The sequence below is a fragment of the Paenibacillus agricola genome, from assembly GCF_011440305.1.
In the GTDB taxonomy this organism is placed as follows: Bacteria; Bacillota; Bacilli; order Paenibacillales; family NBRC-103111; genus Paenibacillus_S; species Paenibacillus_S agricola.
The window spans coordinates 770,227-791,104 of sequence record NZ_JAAOIW010000002.1; the positions used below are offsets into that span (position 1 = coordinate 770,227).

At 47.3% G+C, this 20,878-nt stretch carries 20 protein-coding genes; 2 read left to right on the forward strand and 18 right to left on the reverse strand.

From position 1 onward, the window contains the following. Positions 1-209: 209 nt before the first annotated feature. The 18 genes from trxA to G9U52_RS08030 all read right to left on the reverse strand — a co-directional run bounded on the left by trxA (position 210) and on the right by G9U52_RS08030 (position 17,306). A complete protein-coding gene (trxA, locus tag G9U52_RS07945) occupies positions 210-530 on the reverse strand; it encodes a thioredoxin (protein ID WP_166148023.1) in 321 nt (106 codons plus the stop codon). Between the two features lie 91 nt (positions 531-621). Then, a complete protein-coding gene (locus tag G9U52_RS07950; protein WP_166148024.1) occupies positions 622-1,005 on the reverse strand; it encodes a hypothetical protein in 384 nt (127 codons plus the stop codon). Between the two features lie 160 nt (positions 1,006-1,165). Beyond that, entirely contained in the window at positions 1,166-1,618 is a 453-nt protein-coding gene (locus tag G9U52_RS07955) for an RrF2 family transcriptional regulator (protein WP_166148025.1), read from the reverse strand. Positions 1,619-1,736: 118 nt separating this feature from the next. Then, positions 1,737-2,003, reverse strand: coding sequence for a hypothetical protein (locus G9U52_RS07960; protein ID WP_166148026.1), 267 nt, complete (start codon positions 2,001-2,003; stop codon positions 1,737-1,739). Positions 2,004-2,388: 385 nt separating this feature from the next. After that, on the reverse strand, positions 2,389-3,648 hold the full coding sequence (gene purD / locus G9U52_RS07965; RefSeq protein WP_166148027.1) for a phosphoribosylamine--glycine ligase: 1,260 nt from the start codon (positions 3,646-3,648) through the stop codon (positions 2,389-2,391). A 12-nt stretch (positions 3,649-3,660) separates the two neighbouring features. Beyond that, complete coding sequence (locus G9U52_RS07970; protein ID WP_166148028.1) at positions 3,661-4,392, reverse strand: IMP cyclohydrolase; 732 nt, start codon at positions 4,390-4,392, stop codon at positions 3,661-3,663. 69 nt (positions 4,393-4,461) lie between these two features. After that, positions 4,462-5,640, reverse strand: coding sequence for a phosphoribosylaminoimidazolecarboxamide formyltransferase (locus G9U52_RS07975; protein WP_166148029.1), 1,179 nt, complete (start codon positions 5,638-5,640; stop codon positions 4,462-4,464). Positions 5,641-5,696: 56 nt separating this feature from the next. Next, on the reverse strand, positions 5,697-6,296 hold the full coding sequence (purN, locus tag G9U52_RS07980) for a phosphoribosylglycinamide formyltransferase (RefSeq protein WP_166148031.1): 600 nt from the start codon (positions 6,294-6,296) through the stop codon (positions 5,697-5,699). After that, positions 6,293-7,333 carry a phosphoribosylformylglycinamidine cyclo-ligase gene (gene purM / locus G9U52_RS07985; protein WP_166148033.1) on the reverse strand — a complete coding sequence of 347 codons (1,041 nt, stop codon included), beginning with the start codon at positions 7,331-7,333 and terminating at the stop codon, positions 6,293-6,295. The genes purN and purM overlap by 4 nt, the downstream gene beginning before the upstream one ends. Before the next feature lie 26 nt (positions 7,334-7,359). Further along, positions 7,360-8,847, reverse strand: a complete 1,488-nt coding sequence (gene purF, locus G9U52_RS07990) for an amidophosphoribosyltransferase (RefSeq protein WP_166148036.1) — start codon at positions 8,845-8,847, stop codon at positions 7,360-7,362. Beyond that, positions 8,832-11,075 (reverse strand): phosphoribosylformylglycinamidine synthase subunit PurL, encoded by a 2,244-nt coding sequence (gene purL / locus G9U52_RS07995; protein ID WP_166148038.1) that lies wholly within the window; start codon positions 11,073-11,075, stop codon positions 8,832-8,834. Before purL ends, purF begins: the two co-directional genes overlap by 16 nt. Next, positions 11,053-11,748 (reverse strand): phosphoribosylformylglycinamidine synthase subunit PurQ, encoded by a 696-nt coding sequence (purQ, locus tag G9U52_RS08000; protein ID WP_166148040.1) that lies wholly within the window; start codon positions 11,746-11,748, stop codon positions 11,053-11,055. The genes purL and purQ overlap by 23 nt, the downstream gene beginning before the upstream one ends. Positions 11,749-12,039: 291 nt before the next feature. Next, positions 12,040-12,282 carry a phosphoribosylformylglycinamidine synthase subunit PurS gene (gene purS / locus G9U52_RS08005; protein WP_166148042.1) on the reverse strand — a complete coding sequence of 81 codons (243 nt, stop codon included), beginning with the start codon at positions 12,280-12,282 and terminating at the stop codon, positions 12,040-12,042. 126 nt (positions 12,283-12,408) lie between these two features. Then, positions 12,409-13,293, reverse strand: coding sequence for a phosphoribosylaminoimidazolesuccinocarboxamide synthase (locus G9U52_RS08010; protein WP_166148044.1), 885 nt, complete (start codon positions 13,291-13,293; stop codon positions 12,409-12,411). Between the two features lie 53 nt (positions 13,294-13,346). Beyond that, positions 13,347-14,645, reverse strand: coding sequence for an adenylosuccinate lyase (gene purB / locus G9U52_RS08015; protein WP_166148046.1), 1,299 nt, complete (start codon positions 14,643-14,645; stop codon positions 13,347-13,349). A gap of 30 nt (positions 14,646-14,675) precedes the next feature. Next, complete coding sequence (purK, locus tag G9U52_RS08020) at positions 14,676-15,860, reverse strand: 5-(carboxyamino)imidazole ribonucleotide synthase (protein WP_166148048.1); 1,185 nt, start codon at positions 15,858-15,860, stop codon at positions 14,676-14,678. Next, the gene (gene purE, locus G9U52_RS08025) at positions 15,857-16,342 is read right to left on the reverse strand and encodes a 5-(carboxyamino)imidazole ribonucleotide mutase (RefSeq protein WP_166148050.1); all 486 of its coding nucleotides are present in this window, start codon (positions 16,340-16,342) and stop codon (positions 15,857-15,859) included. The genes purK and purE overlap by 4 nt, the downstream gene beginning before the upstream one ends. 277 nt (positions 16,343-16,619) lie before the next feature. Next, entirely contained in the window at positions 16,620-17,306 is a 687-nt protein-coding gene (locus tag G9U52_RS08030) for a DUF6483 family protein (protein WP_166148053.1), read from the reverse strand. A gap of 208 nt (positions 17,307-17,514) precedes the next feature. On the opposite strand from G9U52_RS08030, the gene G9U52_RS08035 reads away from it, so the two are divergent. Beyond that, the gene (locus tag G9U52_RS08035; protein ID WP_166148055.1) at positions 17,515-19,320 is read left to right on the forward strand and encodes a sensor histidine kinase; all 1,806 of its coding nucleotides are present in this window, start codon (positions 17,515-17,517) and stop codon (positions 19,318-19,320) included. Continuing rightward, on the forward strand, positions 19,307-20,863 hold the full coding sequence (locus G9U52_RS08040) for a response regulator transcription factor (RefSeq protein WP_166148057.1): 1,557 nt from the start codon (positions 19,307-19,309) through the stop codon (positions 20,861-20,863). Before G9U52_RS08035 ends, G9U52_RS08040 begins: the two co-directional genes overlap by 14 nt. Positions 20,864-20,878 lie beyond the last annotated feature (15 nt).

A 20,878-nucleotide genomic window follows, 5' to 3' on the forward strand; every position in this document is an offset into this window, starting at 1 on the left:
AAAAGCCAATAACCAGAACACGCCTTTCGCATCTTTACTTGCGTCAGGGGCAGGCTCCGGCCGGCATGATGATGTTCAGTTTTAGTTTCACCGTATGCATTTTTAAAGCTTTAAGGCTGCTGAACCTTTACTAGCGCTTGATCTAGCTTGATGGTGTCGCCCTGCAGCGTCCCCAACACATCAGCTTATACGCGTTGGGGGCTACAGACTTAAGCCAAGTGTGGTTTTACCCAGGCAACCATATCCTGTAGTGGTTTAAAGCCTACCACGGAGGATACCTCCACACCATTTTTAAACAGCTTCAAGGTTGGGATGCTCATAATCCCATAGGCTCCTGGAGTTTCTGGATTGTCATCTACGTTCATTTTGGCAATGGTCAGCTTATCACCTAATTGTCCGTTTAGTTCTTCCAATACAGGAGCAATCATTTTACAAGGACCGCACCAAGGAGCCCAGAAATCTACCAATACTACACCGTCTTGCTCAATGGTTGCTTTAAAATCTTGATCTGCCACTTTTACTATAGCCATACTCTATCCACTCCTTATATCTTATTTAGGCAACTGTTATCTATCTATATGATTTGTGCAGCAAATAGTTATAACTTAATGGATCAGCCTTTTAATCAATCTTGATTCTGCGGGAAACAGGCTTTAATCCTTCAGTTCCTGCAGCAAGCTGAATATGTCCATTGGATTTCGTAGCACGGAGAGCGGCACCTAATTCATTGAACCATTCTTGGTCTCTGGTCATCAATGCCAAATCCATTAAGCTACGCAGATCAGCTTCGCTTGTAAGCACATTGCTTTCCAGTTTTTCAAGCTTGAAGCGCATACTGTTTACCATGTATCCAATTGCCTCTTCACGATCCGACTGTGTAACCATTACCCTCACAATTCCGTACAAATCCATGGAGTCTACATAACCTATTATTTTTTCATCCTCTAATGAGGTTCCGCTTACCCAGTCTCCCACTTGTACCACTGCTTGTTTTGCCCATTCCATACTAGCCACTCTCCCTTCCAAAAGTCTTTCATGTAAATGCTTTACCCATTATGAACGGCAATTAAATCATCAGCTATAAAATAGCTACAAAACTCTCGAAAACTGATATAATAATTGTTACAGTTAGATTAAATATAAAAACCTCGTATGTCCATACAGATCAATGAAGTTTTATAACCACAACAAGTTTTCTTTGCTGCTCTTTATTTACTTCTGCTAAAACATCTTGAATCGTCCATTGATTGAAATATTCAATCATCTGCCTTTCTGCCGCTGAAAAAATACTGTCCATAACCGAGGCAATATTGCAGGCGATCATACAATCCTGCTCCACGTCTCCTGAACACCAGCCTGGTTTTACAGAGCCTAATGAAGTGAGTAGATAAATCTCGCCTAACGTCACCTGTGAAGGGTCGCAGTTGAGAAAAAATCCGCCTCCAATGCCTTCCTTCGCCCCAACGTATCCCTGCTTACGAAGCATTGCCATCACCTTGCGCACTCGCGCTGGATGAGTACAAACATTGTGTGCAATCATATCGCTTGTCGCCATACGATCAGGCAAATTAGCAAGAAGCGCCAGGCTATGAACCGCTATAGTAAACTCGCTATTCATGGGATGTTCCTCCTCGGCTGCTTCGCTTGTTGTTTTCACCTTATACTGTTATTATATCGATTACAGTTAACATTGTCAAGTAGTTGAAACGTTAATATGAAAGCTGCCAAAAAAATTTCTACTGGCTTACACTTATCGCCGACGTGCCCTCGGGATCCGCAAACTTATCCGTACTTTGAATATAATCCGCGTAATAAGGGTAAGCTGGCTTTTGCTCATGGTTCAACGAATCTGCTTCTGCCTGGGCTTTGTTCTTGCTTAAAGCATCTGCTTCATTTAACTGATGTACTATATAGCTCTTAGACCATACATCTAAACACAGCCAGAACATAAAAGTAATACTGAACAACGTCACACAAACAAATCCGATAAGCTCCTGGTTCATTATTTACCCTCCTATGAATCTTTTTTCATAGTTTAACAAACCTGGGTTAAATATAGGCTCGAATCTCGTTGTCAGTATCTAGCTTTTATTGTCGAGGTATTCAGCATTCTATGCAAATCATTGTAAATCAGTGCAAAGAACATCATGTACAAACCCCTGCGGTGGTGCGTTGGCGAGGATAGGCGTATGGGATTCCAGCCGTTCCTGAAGTCGTGTCACCCAGATTAGACTTGGAGGTGGGGACATGACTTCACAAGCCGTAAACCTTACTGCGTTGGAGTGTCTAATGTTACATCCTAAAAAAGCCCAAGCAGGTAGTGGATCCTCCGCTTAGGCTTTTTCGCTGACCCATGTAGCTATACTAAAGATGTTTCGCTAAAGTTAGCTACACTAAAGCTTTCTTGGCAATATCGGTGCGGCTATGCTTGCCTTGGAATTGAATACGCTCCGCTGCAGCATAGGCTTTAGCACGCGCATCGGCGATATCGCTTCCTAATGCGGTAATGCCCAGCACACGCCCTCCGTTGGTTACGATGGCGCCATCCTTTAAAGCTGTGCCTGCATGGAATACCAGCGCATCCTGGACCTCGTCCAGCCCTTGAATCGGCAGTCCTTTTGGATAGCTACCCGGATATCCCTCGGAAGCCAGAACCACGCAAACAGCGGCTTCGTCACTCCACGCAATGTCGATTTGCTCCAATGTGCCATCAACCGCTGCCAGAAATATATCCAGCAGGTCGGTTTTCAGCCGCGGCAGCACGACCTGTGTCTCGGGATCACCGAATCGGGCATTGAACTCAATCGTTCTTGGCCCCTGAGGCGTAAGCATAAGACCTGCGAACAAAATACCGCGGAACGGGCGGCCTTCGCTAACCATCGCTGCCGCTGTCGGCTTGATGATCGTTTCAATCGCTTCGTCGATAATCGATTGCTCGATATGCGGCAATGGGGAGTACGTTCCCATCCCTCCGGTATTCGGACCCAAGTCATTATCAAATACCGTCTTATGATCCTGCGCAGCGACCATCGGACGCACCACAGCGCCATCGACGAACGATAGAATCGACATTTCTTGGCCCGTCATAAATTCCTCTATCACTACCTGATTACCGGAATCGCCAAAAATTTTGACAACCATCATATCATGAAGTGCCTTTTCGGCTTCCTCCATCGATTGGGCAATGACCACGCCTTTACCCGCAGCCAAGCCATCCGCCTTGATGACGATCGGAATTTGCTGGTTACGCATATAGGCAAGCGCCGCTTCATAATTATCGAAGGTTTCGTAGGCTGCTGATGGAATATTGTATTTTTTAAATAAATGCTTGGAAAACACTTTGCTTGATTCGATAATAGCCGCGTTTTGGCGAGGGCCAAATACCGAAATTTGCTGCGCCTCTAAATAATCAACAATCCCCTCAGACAACGGATCATCCGGACCAATAACAACTAAATCCACTGCATGGCTAATCGCAAAAGCAGCAATTTCCGCAAATTGGTTTACCTGTATAGGTACGCATTCCGCAACTCCGGCAATCCCGCCGTTACCCGGCGCACAGTATAGCTCCTGCACCTTTGGACTTTTTTTCAATGCCCAGCATATCGCATGCTCCCGGCCGCCGCCGCCAATAACTAAAATCCGCACTTCGCAAACCCCCTAATGCTTGTTGGTGACACGCATTTCTGTTTCTCCGTTGTCAAGTCGAATCGTTTTGACTAGCAATGATATTTTGTTATCCTCATTTAAACCGTCCCAGTAAGCGCTAAGCGTTTGGTCGATATCATCGTATAGCGGCACCAATACCGGCTCACCACTAAAGGAAGGCAGCGGATCTCCATCCCCGGAATACGTATGGATCAAGTGGCCTTGGCCAGCAATGCCTTGGGCGTAATGAAAAAATTGGCGTAAGGTTTGGTCAGGGTTGCCCGCATTTGATTTCAAAATCGACAGCTTATACAGGCAATGTGGGTTCTGCAGCTCAACCAGACCGGAAATTCTCGGTGTAAAATTGGGCGCATCCGGCTCAAAGGTTCTTGTCGTTAGCGCTTGCTCGAATGAACCTCCTGCATTTAACACCTCAAAAATCGTATCCGTCTGGTCGCCATTCGTTACAATATGCGATCCTCCCGTATGCTTAACCGGGTAATAAATAATAAGGGAAGGATCCGTCAGCAAGGCTGGATCATGCGCTTCTGTGCGCAGAAAACCGTTTTCTCCCTGGATAAACACCCGATTGCGGCTGTTCACACTGCGCCCCATAATCCAGTACACTTGCACAAGACGGGTGCCATCAGGTGTTAAGCCTATAATAATGCCGCGCCCTGGGTATGGATTGCCCTGTAAACTCTCAAGGTTGTTCTCGGCTGAATGGTTAGTGGTGGTTGTCACGTAATTCGATTCCTCCTAAATGGTACTTGTGGTGCTTTAACATACACAGAAAAATGCTGTACGCGCATTCTAATGATGGAATAAACGAACACCCGAATACGTCATGACCATGTCATAATCGTTAGCGGCTTGCACGACTTCTTCATCCCGCATGGAGCTGCCTGCTTGTACAACATACTTCACTCCACTGCGGCTGGCGCGATCCAAATTGTCACGGAACGGCAGGAAGGCATCAGAGCCGTAAGTAACACCTTGTAGCTTATCTAACCATTCACGCTTTTGTTCGCGGGTTAAACGGACAGGCACCTCTTCAAAATATTGCTCCCAGCTTGCGTTCTCGAAGGAGGTTACTTCATCTTCCAGCCATAGGTCAATGGCGTTGTTTTGCTCAGGACGGGTGATCCCCTGACGGAACTTCATTGACAATGCATCTGGATGCTGGCGAAGGAACCAACGGTCCGTTTTATCTCCGGCAAGCCGGGTACAATGAATTCTGGATTGCTGCCCAGCACCAATGCCGACGGTTTGTCCATCCAATGTATAACAAATCGAATTGGATTGCGTATATTTCAAGGTGATGAGTGCAACCAGCATATCGCGTTTTGCATTTTCGGTCAGCTCTTTGTTATTCGTAACAATCTGCGTCAAAACAGAAGCGTCAATTACCGCGTTATTGCGTTGCTGCTCCAACGTCATGCCGAACAAGTTACGCTTCTCGATAGGCGCAGCCACATATTCAGGATCGATCTCAAGAATAAGAAAGCCGCCTTTTTTCTTGGAGCGTAGGATTTCCAAAGCTTCCTCGGTGTAGCCTGGAGCTACCACCAGATCGGAAACCTCGCGTTTCAATAAACGCGCTGTGGATGCATCGACGATATCACTAAGCGCAGCACAATCGCCAAAGGAGGACATGCGGTCCGCGCCTCTAGCCCTTGCGTAAGCGGTAGCAAGCGGCGATAGCTCCAAGCCGTCTACGAAGTAGGCTTTAGCCAGCTCCGGGCTTAGCGGTGCGTATACAGCCGCTCCTGCGGGGCTGACGTGCTTGAAGGATGCAGCGGCCGGAAGGCCTGTTGCCAATCTCAGCTCTCTAGCCAATTGATAGCTGTTCAATGCGTCCAGCAGGTTGATAAAGCCCGGATCGCCGTTTACTACGCGAAGTGGCAGGTTGCCGTTGTCGCTGTAAATTTTCGCTTCCTTTTGATGTGGATTCATGCCATAACGCAGATGGATTTCATTAGGGTTACTCATGGTCTACTTCCTTTCGTATGTAGCTTTCGGCCTCTGGGCTCGTTTTCACCGTACTTCTAGCTGTCTTTATTTATTTTTAACTCGCCCGCGGCAATTTGCGCGATGACTTGCGGCAGCAGCACATGCTCGATTTGGTGGATACTTGCGGCTAAAGTAGCTTCATTGTCTTCTGGCGTAATCGCCAAGGTTTGCTGGGCGATAATAGGCCCCGTATCCATACCACCGTCTACATAATGGACGGTGACTCCTGTGACCTTCACACCGTAATCCAAGGCTTGTTGAATAGCATCTAGGCCAGGAAAAGCTGGCAGCAGCGAGGGATGAATATTGATCAAGCGTCCGTACAGTGGTTTAACGAGCACCTCGGTAATGAGCCGCATATAGCCCGCCAGCACGACCAGATCGATCTCTAATGACTCCAGCCGCTGCAAAATCTCCTGTTCATACTGCTCCCTGCTCCCGTAATCCTTCGCACGGAACACAAATGACGGTATCCCTAGCTGCTTAGCTCGCTCCACAACCTTGGCATTCGGGCGGTCACAGACAAGAAGCCCGATGTGAACATCGAGCTTGCCTGCATTCACCGCATCCGCAATAGCTTGGAAATTCGAGCCGCTACCCGAAGCGAACACGGCAATGCGAAAGGACTTACTCATACAACGGCTCCGCTAAAGGTAACAACCTTCTCGCCTGCAGTTACTTTACCCAGTGTATATACTTGCTCGCCTTGCTCAGCGAATATAGCTACAGCTTCAGCCGCTTGCTGCTCAGCTACAACAATAACCATACCGATACCCATATTAAATGTACGGAACATGTCATTATTGCTGATGCTGCCTGTTTCCTGCAGCAATTGGAATATAGGCAGAATCGGCCAGGAGCCATACTCGATCGCTACGTTCACACCATCTGGAAGCATCCGCGGGATGTTCTCAATAAAGCCGCCTCCTGTAATATGCGCCAAGCCTTTAAGCTCTACCTTATCCATTGCAGCCAGCACGGATTTGACATAAATTTTAGTCGGCTCCAAAATAACATCACCCAATTTGCCGCCCAAAGCGTCGATTGAATCATGCAGGCCATAGCCCTTTTCTTCCAACAGCAGCTTACGAACCAACGAGAACCCATTGCTATGCACACCGCTTGAAGCAAGGCCGATAACAACGTCGCCGGGACGGATTGTGGAGCCATTGATAATCTTTTTCTTGTCCACGATACCAACGGTAAAGCCTGCGATATCATATTCGCCTTCAGCATACATACCCGGCATTTCTGCCGTTTCGCCGCCGATCAATGCACAACCTGCCTGCACACAGCCATCGCTGATCCCTTTAATAATCGATTCAATTTTCTCCGGAATGACCTTATCGCAAGCCAGATAATCCAGGAAAAATAAAGGCTCCGCGCCTTGAACGATAATATCATTCACACACATCGCAACCGCATCAATACCGATCGTATCATGCTTGTCCATGGCAAAAGCAATCTTCAGCTTTGTACCCACACCATCTGTACCGGAAACCAGCACAGGCTCGTCATACTTGTCCTTATTGAGGCCAAAAAGCCCGCCAAAGCCACCCAACTCGGTTAATACCTCGGGACGAAACGTTGTTTTTACGTGCTTTTTCATTCGTTCTACCGCTTCGTTGCCAGCCGCTATATCGACTCCGGCCTTTTTATATGCATCCGACACTGGTTACACTCCTTTAGTTGGTTGATCTAGTCGCACCCACAGCCAATTTCTGATTCCTCAGTAATCCGGGTAGGGTATTGATTGTCAAAACAGGCGGTGCAATTGCCACGGTTTGCTTCGCCCTTGGGACGGCCAATAGAGTTTAATAAGCCATCTTTACTTAAAAAATAAAGCGAATCCGCATTAATAGCGACACGAATTTCTTCGATTGATTTTTGAGCGGCGATTAGCTCCTTGCGATCCGGTGTATCAATTCCATAGTAGCAAGGATTCATAAATGGCGGTGAGCTGATTCGCACATGAACCTCGGTTGCGCCAGCTTCGCGAAGCATATTCACGATACGCAATGAGGTTGTGCCGCGGACGATAGAATCATCAATCATAACAACCCGTTTGCCGGCTACGATACTGCGCACAGCGCTTAGCTTCATTTTGACACCTTGCTCACGAAGCTCCTGGCTGGGTTGAATGAAGGTACGACCGCTGTAGCGGTTTTTGATCAAGCCCAGCTCGTAAGGAATACCTGTCTGTTCAGCAAAGCCGATAGCTGCCGAAATACTCGAATCGGGTACGCCGGTTACGATATCTGCGTCAACAAAGGCCTCTTGCGCCAATTGCTTGCCCATCCGTTTGCGAGCAGAGTGAATATTGATCGTATCCATATCGCTGTCGGGACGTGCAAAATAAATATATTCCATCGAACAGATGGCACGTTGCTTGATTGGTGAAAACCGATCCTCAACCATCCCGTTAACGGCGTCAAAAATAATCAATTCGCCAGGGATAATATCACGATAATAAGTTGCCCCCACCGCATCAAAGGCACAGGTTTCTGAGGCAAACAGGTAGGCATTCCCCAAACGTCCCATTACAAAAGGCCGCAAGCCATGGGGATCTAAAGCAACAACCAGCTTGTCCTTAGTTTGGAATAAGAACGCATAAGCTCCCTCAACCTGCTGCAGTGCTTCCTTCACAGCTAATGCGATATCCACATGCTTGGAGCGTGCAATTAGATGAGCAACAACTTCCGTATCACTCGTCGTTTGAAAAATCGAGCCCATATCCTCCAGCTTCTGCTTTAGCTCAACGGCATTAGTCAGGTTACCATTGGTAGCAATCGCCAAATCGCCGCCGCGATATTTGAATACTAGAGGCTGGGCATTGGCCAGCTTGCTCTCGCCAGCTGTTGAGTAACGTACATGAGCGATCGAACCAGATCCTACCAAGCCACTAAGAATTTCATTGGTAAAGACATCCTTGACCAGTCCCATACCGCGGTGATGCTTAAAGCCCTCACCATCTGCGACGCAAATACCAGAGCTTTCCTGTCCGCGATGCTGCAGCGCATGTAGACCATAATAGGAGAGTGAAGCGGCTTCTGGGTGACCGAACACCCCGAATACGCCGCATTCCTCCCCTAGCTTATCGGACAGCCCGTCACGGCTGCCCATTCCTTCGTTATAATAGCTTCCTGTCCATAGCTGCTCTTGCAATGTCTTTATTTCATCAGACATGGAATCGCATCCTTCCAAACCTTTTCTAGTTGTACAACAGGTGACTGGACGACTGGTTTAGCGTTAATGTCGATTTGCAATTCGGTTCCTTGCACTTGACCTAATTGTTGGTACGGAACACCTTGCTCTGTAATCCATTGCTTCAAAGCTTCTGCTTGATCAGGTGCAGCGCTAAGCAAAATACGGGATTGGCTTTCACTGAATAATGCGATGTCGTTACGAAGCTCCGTAGAGAAATCTACTTTAGCACCCAATCGCCCGCTTATGCAGCTCTCAGCCAATGCAACCGCCAAGCCGCCATCAGATAAGTCATGTGCGGAAGCTACGTAGCCTTTTTGAATCGCGCCTAGTACAGTGCTTAGCAACGTTTTCTCTACATCAAGATCGATTTGCGGCGGACGCCCTTCGGTAACTCCATGCAGTACATATTGGAATTCGCTGCCGCCCAGCTCTGCTTTGGTATCGCCTAGAAGCAAAATAATGTCGCCTTCGTTTTTGAAGCCTTGTGTTGTAATATGGTCGATATCGTGAACCAAGCCAACCATCCCGATAACTGGCGTCGGGTAGATCGCTCCTTTGGCATTTTCATTGAACAGGCTGACATTACCGCCAATAACCGGTGTTTCCAGTCTTCTGCAAGCATCAGAAATGCCATCTGCCGCTTTTTCAAGCTGCCAAAAAATTTCCGGCTTCTCTGGGCTCCCAAAGTTAAGGTTATCCGTAATCGCCAAAGGCTCGCCGCCGGAGCATACATTGTTACGTGCAGCTTCCGCTACCGCAATCATGCCGCCCACTTCAGGATCCAAATAAACGAAACGTCCGTTACAGTCCGTGGACATGGATAATGCTTTACGCGTCCCTTGAATCGTAATAACCGCGGCATCCGAGCCTGGCTGTACGGCCGTACTGGTGCGCACCATGTAATCGTATTGATTGTAAACCCATTCCTTGCTGGCAACCGTTGGCGAAGCCAGTATTTGCTTTAATGCATCATTCAAATCCGTTACTTCGGCATAACGGTTCGTATCTACCTCAGCGTTGGCCAAGTAGTAGGCGGGAACTTGCGAAGGCTTGTTGTACACTGGACATTCATCAACCAGCGCTGTTACAGGCATGTCTGCAACCATTTCGCCTTTATGGAACAGCTTCAGTGCGCCATCATTCGTTACCTTGCCAACCTTTGCACAGTGCAGGCCCCATCGTTCAAAAATCGCAATGGCTTGTGCCTCATCCTTAGGCTCTACGACAAAAAGCATCCGCTCTTGTGACTCCGACAGCATCATTTCATACGGCGTCATGCCGTCCTCACGCTGTGGTACCTCATCGAGGTAAAGCTCCATACCATTGCCTGCTTTGCTTGCCATCTCAGCGCTGGAGCAAGTAAGCCCCGCAGCACCCATATCCTGGATACCAAGCACGATACCGGAATTGATCAAGTCCAGGCAAGCTTCTAAAACCAGCTTCTCCATGAACGGATCGCCGACCTGTACAGCTGGACGTTTCGCTTCTGATTCTGCTGTTAGTTCCTCGGAGGCAAAGGTTGCCCCATGGATGCCATCGCGGCCTGTAGCCGGACCCACATAAAACACTGGATTGCCTACGCCTTTGGCGACACCTTTTTGAATCATGTCATGGTCGATTAGCCCTACACACATCGCGTTAACAAGCGGGTTGCCTTCGTAGCTTTCATCGAACATAATTTCGCCGCCGACCGTCGGAATCCCGATACAGTTACCATAACCAGCAATCCCCGATACAACGTGCTCGAACAAATATTTAACACGGTCATTGTTCAAATTACCGAAGCGCAAGCTGTTCAAAATCGCAACTGGACGTGCACCCATGGAGAAAATATCACGAATAATTCCGCCTACACCCGTTGCTGCCCCTTGAAAAGGCTCAATGGCTGAAGGATGGTTATGGCTTTCGATTTTGAAAACAACGGCTTGGTTATCACCGATATCGACGATCCCCGCGCCTTCGCCTGGACCCATCAGTACACGAGGTCCTGTAACTGGAAACTTGCGAAGAATCGGCTTCGAGTTTTTATAAGAGCAGTGCTCTGACCACATTACACTAAACACGCCAATTTCCACATAATTGGGTTGACGTCCCAGAAACCCGCAGACTAGATCGTATTCCGCATCCGTTACGCCCATTTGCTTATATATTTTTTGTTCCGCGATTTGCTCTGCGTTTGGTTCCTTAACCGATAGCTGCTGCGCCATGCTTTTCCCTCCAAGTGCTCAAAATCGATGTAAACATCCGCTTGCCGTCTTCCGAACCCAATAGCTCGTTTACTGCACGCTCTGGATGTGGCATCATGCCGAGCACATTGCCCGCTTTGTTACAAATTCCTGCAATATCGTCGATGGACCCGTTCGGGTTATTACCCGTTTCATAACGAAACACGATTTGGTTATTGGCTTGCAGTTCCGCCAGCGTCTCTTCATCGCAGTAGTAATTCCCTTCACCGTGGGCGATCGGAATGTTAACCAGTTCACCCTGCTCATAACCTGTTGTAAAAGGTGTATTTGCGTTAGCCACCTGCAAATTCGCAGCATGGCAGCGGAACTTCAGCGAGCTGTTACGAAGCATTGCCCCTGGCAACAATCCCGATTCCAGCAAAATCTGGAATCCATTACAGATCCCAATGATGTAGGTTCCCTGCTCGGCTGCCTTGACCAAAGCGGTCATAACCGGCGCAAAACGGGCTATCGCACCTGTTCGCAAATAATCTCCGTATGAAAATCCTCCTGGAACGATAACACAATCATATTTGGATAAATCCGTTTCTGTATGCCAAACATATTCAACAGGTTGTCCAATCGTTTCCTCTACTGCCTTGTAGCAATCGATATCACAATTCGAGCCTGGAAACACTAATACCGCGAAATTCATCAGTTTGATCCTCCTTCGTGATTCTGTTTCTTACCCACCCAAACCCTCCCTATAGGGAGGGCTCCAAAAGGCTTTGCCCTCTGGACTCCCTTTGCTGGAAGCGGACTTTGGTGTTCTCGGGGCGCTTACGTCCTTCGGACACCTTTACTTGGGCGGTACGGCGGCTTACGGTGGTACTGCGTGTTCTCGGGGCGCTTACGTCCTTCGGACACGCTTTACTTGGGCGGTGTAGCGGACTTTTAAGATGCAGCATTGCTTCGCTCGCTGCGAAGACCTTAAAGGGTATAACCTTTATACCAGCTCGTAGCGGTAATCTTCGATAACTGTATTAGCAAGCAGCTTTTCGCACATGGCTTTAACGCGTTGTTCAGCTTCTGCACGGTCGGCTGTGTCAAGCTGAAGCTCCAAATATTTGCCTACACGTACTTTTTCAACCTCGCTGAAGCCCATCGAATGAAGGGCGCCTTGTACGGCAACTCCTTGTGGATCGAGCACGCTTTGTTTGATCGTGACATAAACAGTTGCTTTTAACATTAGGGGTGAATCCTCCTTAGAGTTTTCGCAGAAAACTTACTTCGTAAGTATCTACTGAGTTTTCGAGACTATAAATCGGCTACAAAGCGGCGATAGCTTGTTTTAAAAAGATGTGAGCAATCGGCTTTATTTAACCAATAATTCGTAAATGCTTCTATAGCGGCGAGAGGTTTCCTCTACTACATCGACTGGCAACGGGTCGGGCTCGCTATTTTTATCCCAATTGGTTGTTGACAAGTAGGTGCGCACCGGTTCTTTATCCATGCCATCGATTTCGATATCATAGGCGTACTTTTCTTTGGCCCAGAACCTTGAGGAATCTGGTGTAAAAATCTCATCAATTAATATAATTTCGCCATCGATCAATCCGAACTCAAACTTCGTATCCGCGAGAATAATGCCCCGCTCCTCACAGAAACGATGGGCAAATTCATACAGCATCATGCTTTTGGCCTGTAGCTGCTCGGTTAATTCCTCGCCAACCAGCTCTTTCATCCGTTCAATCGAGATGTCCTCGTCATGGCCGACATCATTCTTAGCGGCAGGCGTGAAGATGGGCTTCTCGAAGCGTTCGTTTTTACGCAAGCCACTCGGCAATGTCTGGCCATTGATCGTGCCATCCTTCACGTATTGCCTCCAGCCGCCTCCGGTAATATAACCACGGACGACACACTCGATATCGATGCGCTCCGCTTTTTTGGTGACCATGAAGCGGTCCTTCATGATCTCGCGGTCGGTTACTATATCACCCAATTGATCGACATCTCCATGAACCACATGGTTCGGTTGGATATGCGCCGTTTGCTCAAACCAGAATTTGCTTAAGGAATTAAGCACATTGCCCTTATCCGGCACAGCTGGTGAAAGCACCCAGTCGAAAGCAGAGATGCGATCGGTTACTGCGATTAAGTAATGCTCGCCCAAATCGTACAGCTCACGAACCTTGCCTTTATAAATGAGCGGTGCTGTTATATAAGCTTCGGCGCTTGAAATCGCCTTTGTTGAGACCATCGTTTGTGGTCCTCCTCTAAATGGTATTGGCAGCTGCCCTAATCCTTAGATTCTTACTCGATCAAACCAAGCCTTTTAAAAATCGTATCAACATGCTTCAAATGCCAGGTTGGGTTGAAGCAATCCTCGATTTCCTCAGCGCTTAATAACTCAACAATGACGGGCTCATGCTCGATAATATCGCGGAACGAGCGTTGCTCCTCCCAGGCTTGCATAGCACGCGGCTGTACGGTATCGTAAGCCTGCTCACGGCTGTAGCCTTTGTCAATCAGCTTCGTCATAACACGACCAGAGAACGGGACGCCATAAGTGCTTTGCATATTGCGCTTCATGTTTTCCGGGAAGACGGTCAGGTTTTTCACAATCGTGCCAAAACGGTTCAACATGTAGTTCAGCAAAATCGTCGCATCCGGCAAAATAATTCGTTCCACCGAGGAATGCGAGATATCACGTTCATGCCACAAGGTTACATTCTCATAGGCCGAGATCATATGTCCGCGGATAACACGGGACAAGCCAGAAATACTTTCGCAACCGATCGGGTTGCGTTTATGCGGCATCGCCGATGAGCCTTTTTGGCCCTTGGCGAAGGCTTCTTCAACCTCACGCACTTCGCTCTTTTGCAAGGCGCGGATTTCTGTAGCGAACTTATCCATCGAAGTTGCTATGAGTGCCAGCGTTGCCATATACTCAGCGTGGCGGTCGCGCTGCAAGGTTTGTGTCGAGATCGGAGCCGCTTTTGTGCCCAGCTTCTCGCACACATACGTCTCTACGAATGGGTCGATATTGGCATACGTACCTACCGCGCCGGAAATTTTTCCGAATTGCACGCCATCCGCCGCGAACCGGAATCGCTCCAAATTCCGCTTCATTTCTTCCAGCCACAAAGCCATTTTCAAACCAAAGGTAGTTGGCTCGGCATGAACGCCATGAGTCCGCCCCATCATCGGTGTATCTTTATATTGGATCGCCTTATTTCTTAAAATTTCAATAAAGTTCAATAAATCCTTTTCCAAAATCTCATTGGCCTGTCTGAGTAAATAACCAAGTGCTGTATCCACTACATCCGTGGAAGTAAGCCCGTAATGCACCCATTTGCGCTCGGGACCCACCTTCTCGGAAACGGCGCGTGTGAAAGCAATTACGTCATGGCGGGTTTCCAGCTCGATTTCGTAAATGCGGTCAATATCAAATTTTGCATTTTTGCGTAGCTCTACAACATCTTCCTTAGGAATAACGCCAAGCTCTGCCCATGCCTCACAGGATAACAGCTCAACCTCAAGCCAAGCATTAAATTTGTTTTCTTCCGTCCAAATGCGCGCCATTTCTGGTCTGCTATAACGTTCGATCATCGGTAAAATCCCCTCACTTCAAAGTTGATACTATTGGCTAGTTTTCCATATGTCCGAAGCCTCTATCCACCGCAATGCCTCTTCTACCGAGGGAGCGAGCACATTCAAGTGCCCCATTTTGCGATCTTCTTTGGCATCATGCTTGCCGTACATATGTAATTTGGTCGTGATGCCCTTGTCATGCTGCTCCGATTCCGGTTTGACGATCCAATCCATCACGGGCTCGACATGCTGCCCTAACACATTCACCATAACAACCGGAGTCAGCAAATCCGTAGATCCTAGCGGCAAATTGCAAATCGCTCTCATATGCTGCTCGAATTGCGACGTTTTGCAGGCTTCCATCGTGTAATGGCCGGAATTGTGCGGACGTGGTGCCAGCTCATTGACATACAATTCGCCTTCGTGTGTGACGAACATCTCGACGGCAATTAATCCTACTACATTTAGCGATTCCGCTATTTGGATTGCCAATTGCTCGGCTTCCTGTTGAACGGTTTCCTCGATTCGAGCAGGCACCATCGAAAGATGCAATATTTTGTTCACATGTATATTTTCCGCTGCAGGAAACACCTTCACTTCTCCCCGCGGGTTTCTCGCTGCAATTACCGATATTTCCTTGTCAAAATCTATGAATTGCTCCAGCACCAGCTCCGTGCCTGCCCGGCTTAGCTCTTCATAGGCTTCTTCAGCTTCAGCTACCGATTGAATAATCCACTGGCCTTTGCCATCATAGCCACCTGTAGCCGTTTTGAGCACGGATGGGGTTCCCAGGCGCCCAAGCTCCTCACGGAGCTGGGCTAAACTGGCAATCTGCGCATAGGGAGCAACCTTAACCCCCGCCGATTCAATGGCCCGTTTCTCGCGCAACCGATGCTGCGTGATATACAGCAGGCGGCTGCCCTGTGGCACGTACGACTCCTCCATCAGGAGCTCCGTTACCTCGGCATCTACATTCTCGAACTCGTAGGTGATGACATCCGATTGCTCGGACAGCATCCTCGCTGCCTCTATATCGTGGTAAGCCGCAACAATCTGCCTGTCTGCTACCTGCCCGCAGGGCGAATCTACCGTTGGGTCCAGCGTTATAAACCGGTAACCCATCGCACGCCCTGCCAAGGCCATCATTCTGCCAAGCTGTCCGCCACCCAGAACGCCAATGGTACTGCCCGGACGTATTACCTTTTTTGCATCTCTTCGCTCATTTTCGCTCATTCCTGCACGCTGCTTTCTGTGATCTTCTCACAAATCCGCTCACGTCGTTCTTTAATCTTCTGCTGAAGATTAGGGTCAAATGCGCCCAAAATTTGTGCAGCCAGCAAGCCAGCATTCGTCGCTCCCGCGTGGCCTATTGCCACTGTTGCAACGGGAACGCCACCGGGCATTTGGACGATGGACAATAAAGAATCCAGTCCGTTTAACGTGGACGTTTTAACGGGAACACCAATAACCGGTAGCTCCGTCTTTGCGGCAACCATACCGGGTAAATGAGCGGAACCTCCCGCTCCTGCTATAATGACCTTTAAACCTCGTTCTACTGCTGATGATGCATACTCAAACATCAAATCGGGCGTGCGGTGGGCAGAAACAACCTTTTTCTCGTAAGGGACTCCTAGCTCATCAAGCATGTCACAAGCGTGCTTCATGGTCTCCCAATCAGACTGGCTTCCCATAATCACTCCAACAAGAACAGACATTTCGACCTCCATAATTGGTTACTTTTTTTATAAAAAGTCCGGCAGATAAGTCCAATACCTCATTTATCCACTTCAGGACGGGTAAATGATCTCAAGCGCAAGCTAAGGCCTAGCACTGAAGTGCTGACCTCTCATTCACTTTTATTCGACAAGTTTAGCTAAAAAGTGAAAGCTTTTACGTGTTAAGTTTACAGCGATAGCGAGCGGCTGTCAACCTGAGAAGACGAACAATATATGAAATATTCGTGTTAATGGTTCGCGTTTGAAATGATCTTTGCTACATTCTGTCGATCTCGCTTACGGATTGCTTCATTTTCTGTAACAGCTCATAGCTTTCAGTGACTTCCGGTCCACTCAATCCGCCTTGCTCCAGTTCGTCAATTTCCTTGCTCTGCCAGCGCTCCAGCATCTGTAGTCCCGCATTCAACCATTCTAAATGGCCAGCATCTCTATTGAGCAAAAAAAACAACATATCCTCCGCTTTGGCCAGCCTTCCGGTACTCTCATAATAATCCATAAGCAGCTTGATAAGCCGGGGCTGCATATGAACCGGTTGTAGTATAGCCAGCAGGCTGTCCAGCCGCTCCTCTACGTCCTCTTGCGCTTCTGCCGCTTCGTTCATCCATCTCATTTCAAGCAGCAGCTCCAACGCCTTCGCGTAGCATCTCCATGCTTGCTCCTCGTTATCATCATCCCTCAGCAGTTCACCCTCCGCCTTGAGCATATCGCTAAGCAGCAAGCCCTTGGCCGCATCAAATTGCCCTTGGGTCGAGAGCAAGGCGATCAAGTCCTTCACTGAGAGTGCAAGCACCATCTTGGAATTAAGGCCCAGCAGTTGCTTCATAGCTTGGGTTAGCAGCTCCATTGCTTCAACGAAATTTTGGTTGCGGCGCTTGAACATAACCTGTGCGAGCGTGACTGTGAATTGCTCGATCATTCGCATCATATAGTCTCTTTGAAACAAAGCCATCCCTCCATGCTGTGAAGCTAACAAGCTATAAAGCTTATATATCTGAACTATGTACTTCCATTATAACTTATTACGGAAGTGAATGAAAAAGTTGCCCACTTGATCTCAGGACTCGTGAGCATGCAATATGTGGTAGAATGCTAACTAATAGTATTTGGATAATGTAGATTCGATACCAAATATAAAAATAGGGGTAATGCAGATGCCGGTATGGGTTCAATCTTTATTAGGAATTAACCGTAGCTTTAGAGTGAAGCTAATTCTCAACTTATCCGTGATTATATTGCTGGCCTTTGGAATAACCGGCTATTTGACTTATCAATATAACATGGAGCTGTTTGAGGAAGAGATCAGTAAACAGTTTTCGAGCACGAATCTAGAGGCATTGGCTAAGATGGATCTCAAGGTGCAGGAAATTATGCGTATTTCGCAAACCGTTGTGTTTAATCCTCAAATCGAAAAGATGATTAAACAAATAAATTCAAATGAAGATGCTGACGCATTTAGTTTGTATTATGATAAAAAACAAATTGAAGAACAGATCTTTCAGATTAAAACGGATGCGCCCTATATTACAGGGATGTATTTGTATGATTTGGAAGGGAATTCGACTTACTTCAAATACACCACCTCATCGATCAATGAACTCGATCAAACCGCGTATAAAGTGATTCGTTCCCGACTTAGCGATACCTATGGCGATTTAATGTGGATGAATATGGCTTTACCCAGCTCTATTGAACCAAGCGGGTTCAGAAAAACGATTATTACCTCCCGATTGATGAAGAACAGTACTTTGAATACTTACGGTGTGTTGGTAATAGCGATTGACGAATCTTTTTTCTCCAGTGCACTCAAAGAATTAACGAAGGAAGGAACCGGCGATGTCTACTTGTTCAATCAGAATAAGGAGCTACTGTACAGTAACTCGGCGGCGGACTCGGAGACACAACTCAACCTATTGAGAGACCTCAATGAAACCCAAATTATCGATCATTTTATGTTTGTACATGGAGAATCCAAAACGACTTCGTTTAAGCTGGTCAGTGGCACTTCACTTACCGAAATTCAAAAAAAGAATCGCGAAATTTTCCAAAGAATCGTATATTCCGGTTTGGTCAGCATTCTTCTCACCAGTGGTTTAATCGGGCTGTCCACTGGAAATTTGCTGAGACCGCTAAAGGATCTTTTACAAGGACTTCGCAAGGTTCGGTCTGGGGATTTCGAGACACGGATCGAGATTCGAACGAAGGACGAGCTCGCTTATATAGCGGAAAGCTTTAATAATATGGCAGAGCATGTGGAACGGCTGATCAAGGAAGTGTATATGACTCAGTTAAGCGAGAGGGATGCAGAGCTTAAAGCGCTGCAGGCTCAATTGAATCCACACTTTCTGCATAATATGTTTAACGAAATTTATTGGAAGCTTTATTTGCAAGACGAGAAAGAAACGGCGTCCTTAATTGCAGCTATATCAGAGATGCTAAAGTATTCATTAATGCCAGTTAAAACTTTAACTACCGTGAGGGAAGAATTACAGCAAGTCCGTCATTATGTTAAGCTACAGGCAGAGCTGTTCGAATCGGATTTAGAAACCATCATCCAAGTAGATGAGCAAATCATGGAATGTGAAATCATGCGTTTTTTAATCCAGCCGCTTGTGGAAAATGTGTTTGTACACGGGTTTCGAAATAAGGTTTCCCACAAAATTTTACTGATTAAAGCGCGAAGCATTAAAGGTTTCTTAGAGATCGAAGTGATTGATAATGGTTGCGGTATGGAGGAGTCGGTCATTTCCTTACTGCTCAGGCGTGAGGGGCTATCTTTACCTCAGCGTTCAGACGGACGGGAAAGTCTCGGGGTAAGAAGTGTAGTTAGAAGGATTGAGCTTATCCATGGACCGCCCTCTCGATTGGAGATTACGAGCGGATTAGGAAGCGGCACAACCATGCGCCTTATATTGCCCAATACCATCCAGACTGGAGAACAAGATCATGCTGAAAGGTAAAGTGTTGATTGTGGAGGATCAGCCTAATTTTCGAAAGGGACTGACCAAGATGTTTGAGGAGGGGCAGTTGGGATGGAAGGTTGTCGGCGAAGCCGCGAACGGACAGGCTGCGCTAGAGTTGCTGGACCAAGTAAAGCCCGATCTGGTGCTTACCGATATCCGTATGCCCATTATGGACGGAATTGAGTTTGTTGGACATTTACGTACACATTACCCTGACATGCTGGTGGTCATTTTGACCGGGTACAAGAACTTTGAGTATGCACAGGCGGCCGTACGGCTTGGCGCGCTCGATCTCTTAATCAAACCGTGTACCGAGCATGATGTCAATCAGGTGATGGACAAAGCGTATGAACGGTTTTATGAAAAGTATACTCTGCTGGAGAAGCAGCTCGTTCTGCTAAAACAGCAGGAGGATCAAGAAATTCGTGCGGCTTTACTTGACTTGCCTTATTCAACCGGAAGCTCCAAACGCCTAGATGAGATTTTAATGGGTCAGGAACTGTGGCTGTTACAATGGAATTATGAGAATATGGCCATACACGATTATGGGAAACACGACATGAGCTTGCTCCAATTTGCTTTCTCCAATATCGTGGAGGAGCTGATTAAAGAAGCGGGAGTCCACGCAAGGCCTGTACTTGTTGAGCGCGACCGATTTGTACTCATTTCGGAATCAAATGGGATGAAAGACAGCTTGAAAGAAGCGATTATGGTTACCACGTTACAATACTTGAAAATACGTACCGAAATGATTCTGATGGGTGCTGCACCTGCTGCCAAACATTTGGCGGCCTTATATGTCAGATTCAAAGGGAGCGACTCTCGTACTGCGAATTTGGATCCTGCGGGCAAAAGTGAAAACATTTACGGGAAGACGCTATCAATTAATCAGGCTCGGGTCAAGGAATTGGAGGTTCAGCTGATGTCTACCATATTAATGGGACATGAGGATAGTCTCCAGCAGCTTCTGGATCGGATCGTTAGGGAACTGCCGAACCAATCACCGGAAGATATGAAAGTAGGGGCGTTATCTCTTTCCATTGCCCTGCTGGGAACGATGCAAAAGCAATTCGCTCCTGAAGAGAACAGCTTGTTGGCCAAGATCCCAATTGACATGCCGGAGACCCACTGGACAACAGAAGAGGTAACCCGCTGGGCAAGCGAACAGGTGAAGAATTTCTTGCTGCTGTTTAACGACTGGCAAGCTCTCAAAAATGACAATTTGATCGAGAGAGCTGTCAAATATATTGAAGAGTATTACAATGAAGCCTGTAGACTGACAGATGTGGCAGCATATGTTCATCTGAATTCAAGCTATTTCAGTGTATTGTTTAAGAAGACCGTGGGAGAAAGCTTTACCCGCTTTGTCACCCGAACCCGTATGGATAAGGCAGCTCTGCTGCTACGCAATACCGAAATGAAAATATTTGAAATCGCTTGTGCTGTCGGATTCGATGAACCGAACTACTTTACTAATGTATTTAAGCAGCAGTATCAAATGACTCCCAAGGAGTATCGGAATTATCGGGATTCGGAATGACCATTATGGAAACGA

Coding starts and splice junctions, on each gene's coding strand:
- G9U52_RS08040 (WP_166148057.1), top strand. CDS start 19,307: ATGCTGAAAGGTAAAGTGTTGATTGTGGAGGATCAGCCTAATTTTCGA.
- purQ (WP_166148040.1), bottom strand. CDS start 11,748: ATGAATTTCGCGGTATTAGTGTTTCCAGGCTCGAATTGTGATATCGAT.
- purN (WP_166148031.1), bottom strand. CDS start 6,296: ATGAGTAAGTCCTTTCGCATTGCCGTGTTCGCTTCGGGTAGCGGCTCG.
- G9U52_RS07950 (WP_166148024.1), bottom strand. CDS start 1,005: ATGGAATGGGCAAAACAAGCAGTGGTACAAGTGGGAGACTGGGTAAGC.
- trxA (WP_166148023.1), bottom strand. CDS start 530: ATGGCTATAGTAAAAGTGGCAGATCAAGATTTTAAAGCAACCATTGAG.
- purF (WP_166148036.1), bottom strand. CDS start 8,847: ATGTCTGATGAAATAAAGACATTGCAAGAGCAGCTATGGACAGGAAGC.
- G9U52_RS08035 (WP_166148055.1), top strand. CDS start 17,515: ATGCCGGTATGGGTTCAATCTTTATTAGGAATTAACCGTAGCTTTAGA.
- purL (WP_166148038.1), bottom strand. CDS start 11,075: ATGGCGCAGCAGCTATCGGTTAAGGAACCAAACGCAGAGCAAATCGCG.
- purK (WP_166148048.1), bottom strand. CDS start 15,860: ATGAGCGAAAATGAGCGAAGAGATGCAAAAAAGGTAATACGTCCGGGC.
- G9U52_RS07960 (WP_166148026.1), bottom strand. CDS start 2,003: ATGAACCAGGAGCTTATCGGATTTGTTTGTGTGACGTTGTTCAGTATT.
- purS (WP_166148042.1), bottom strand. CDS start 12,282: ATGTTAAAAGCAACTGTTTATGTCACGATCAAACAAAGCGTGCTCGAT.
- G9U52_RS07975 (WP_166148029.1), bottom strand. CDS start 5,640: ATGAGTAACCCTAATGAAATCCATCTGCGTTATGGCATGAATCCACAT.
- G9U52_RS07955 (WP_166148025.1), bottom strand. CDS start 1,618: ATGAATAGCGAGTTTACTATAGCGGTTCATAGCCTGGCGCTTCTTGCT.
- purB (WP_166148046.1), bottom strand. CDS start 14,645: ATGATCGAACGTTATAGCAGACCAGAAATGGCGCGCATTTGGACGGAA.
- G9U52_RS08010 (WP_166148044.1), bottom strand. CDS start 13,293: ATGGTCTCAACAAAGGCGATTTCAAGCGCCGAAGCTTATATAACAGCA.
- purE (WP_166148050.1), bottom strand. CDS start 16,342: ATGTCTGTTCTTGTTGGAGTGATTATGGGAAGCCAGTCTGATTGGGAG.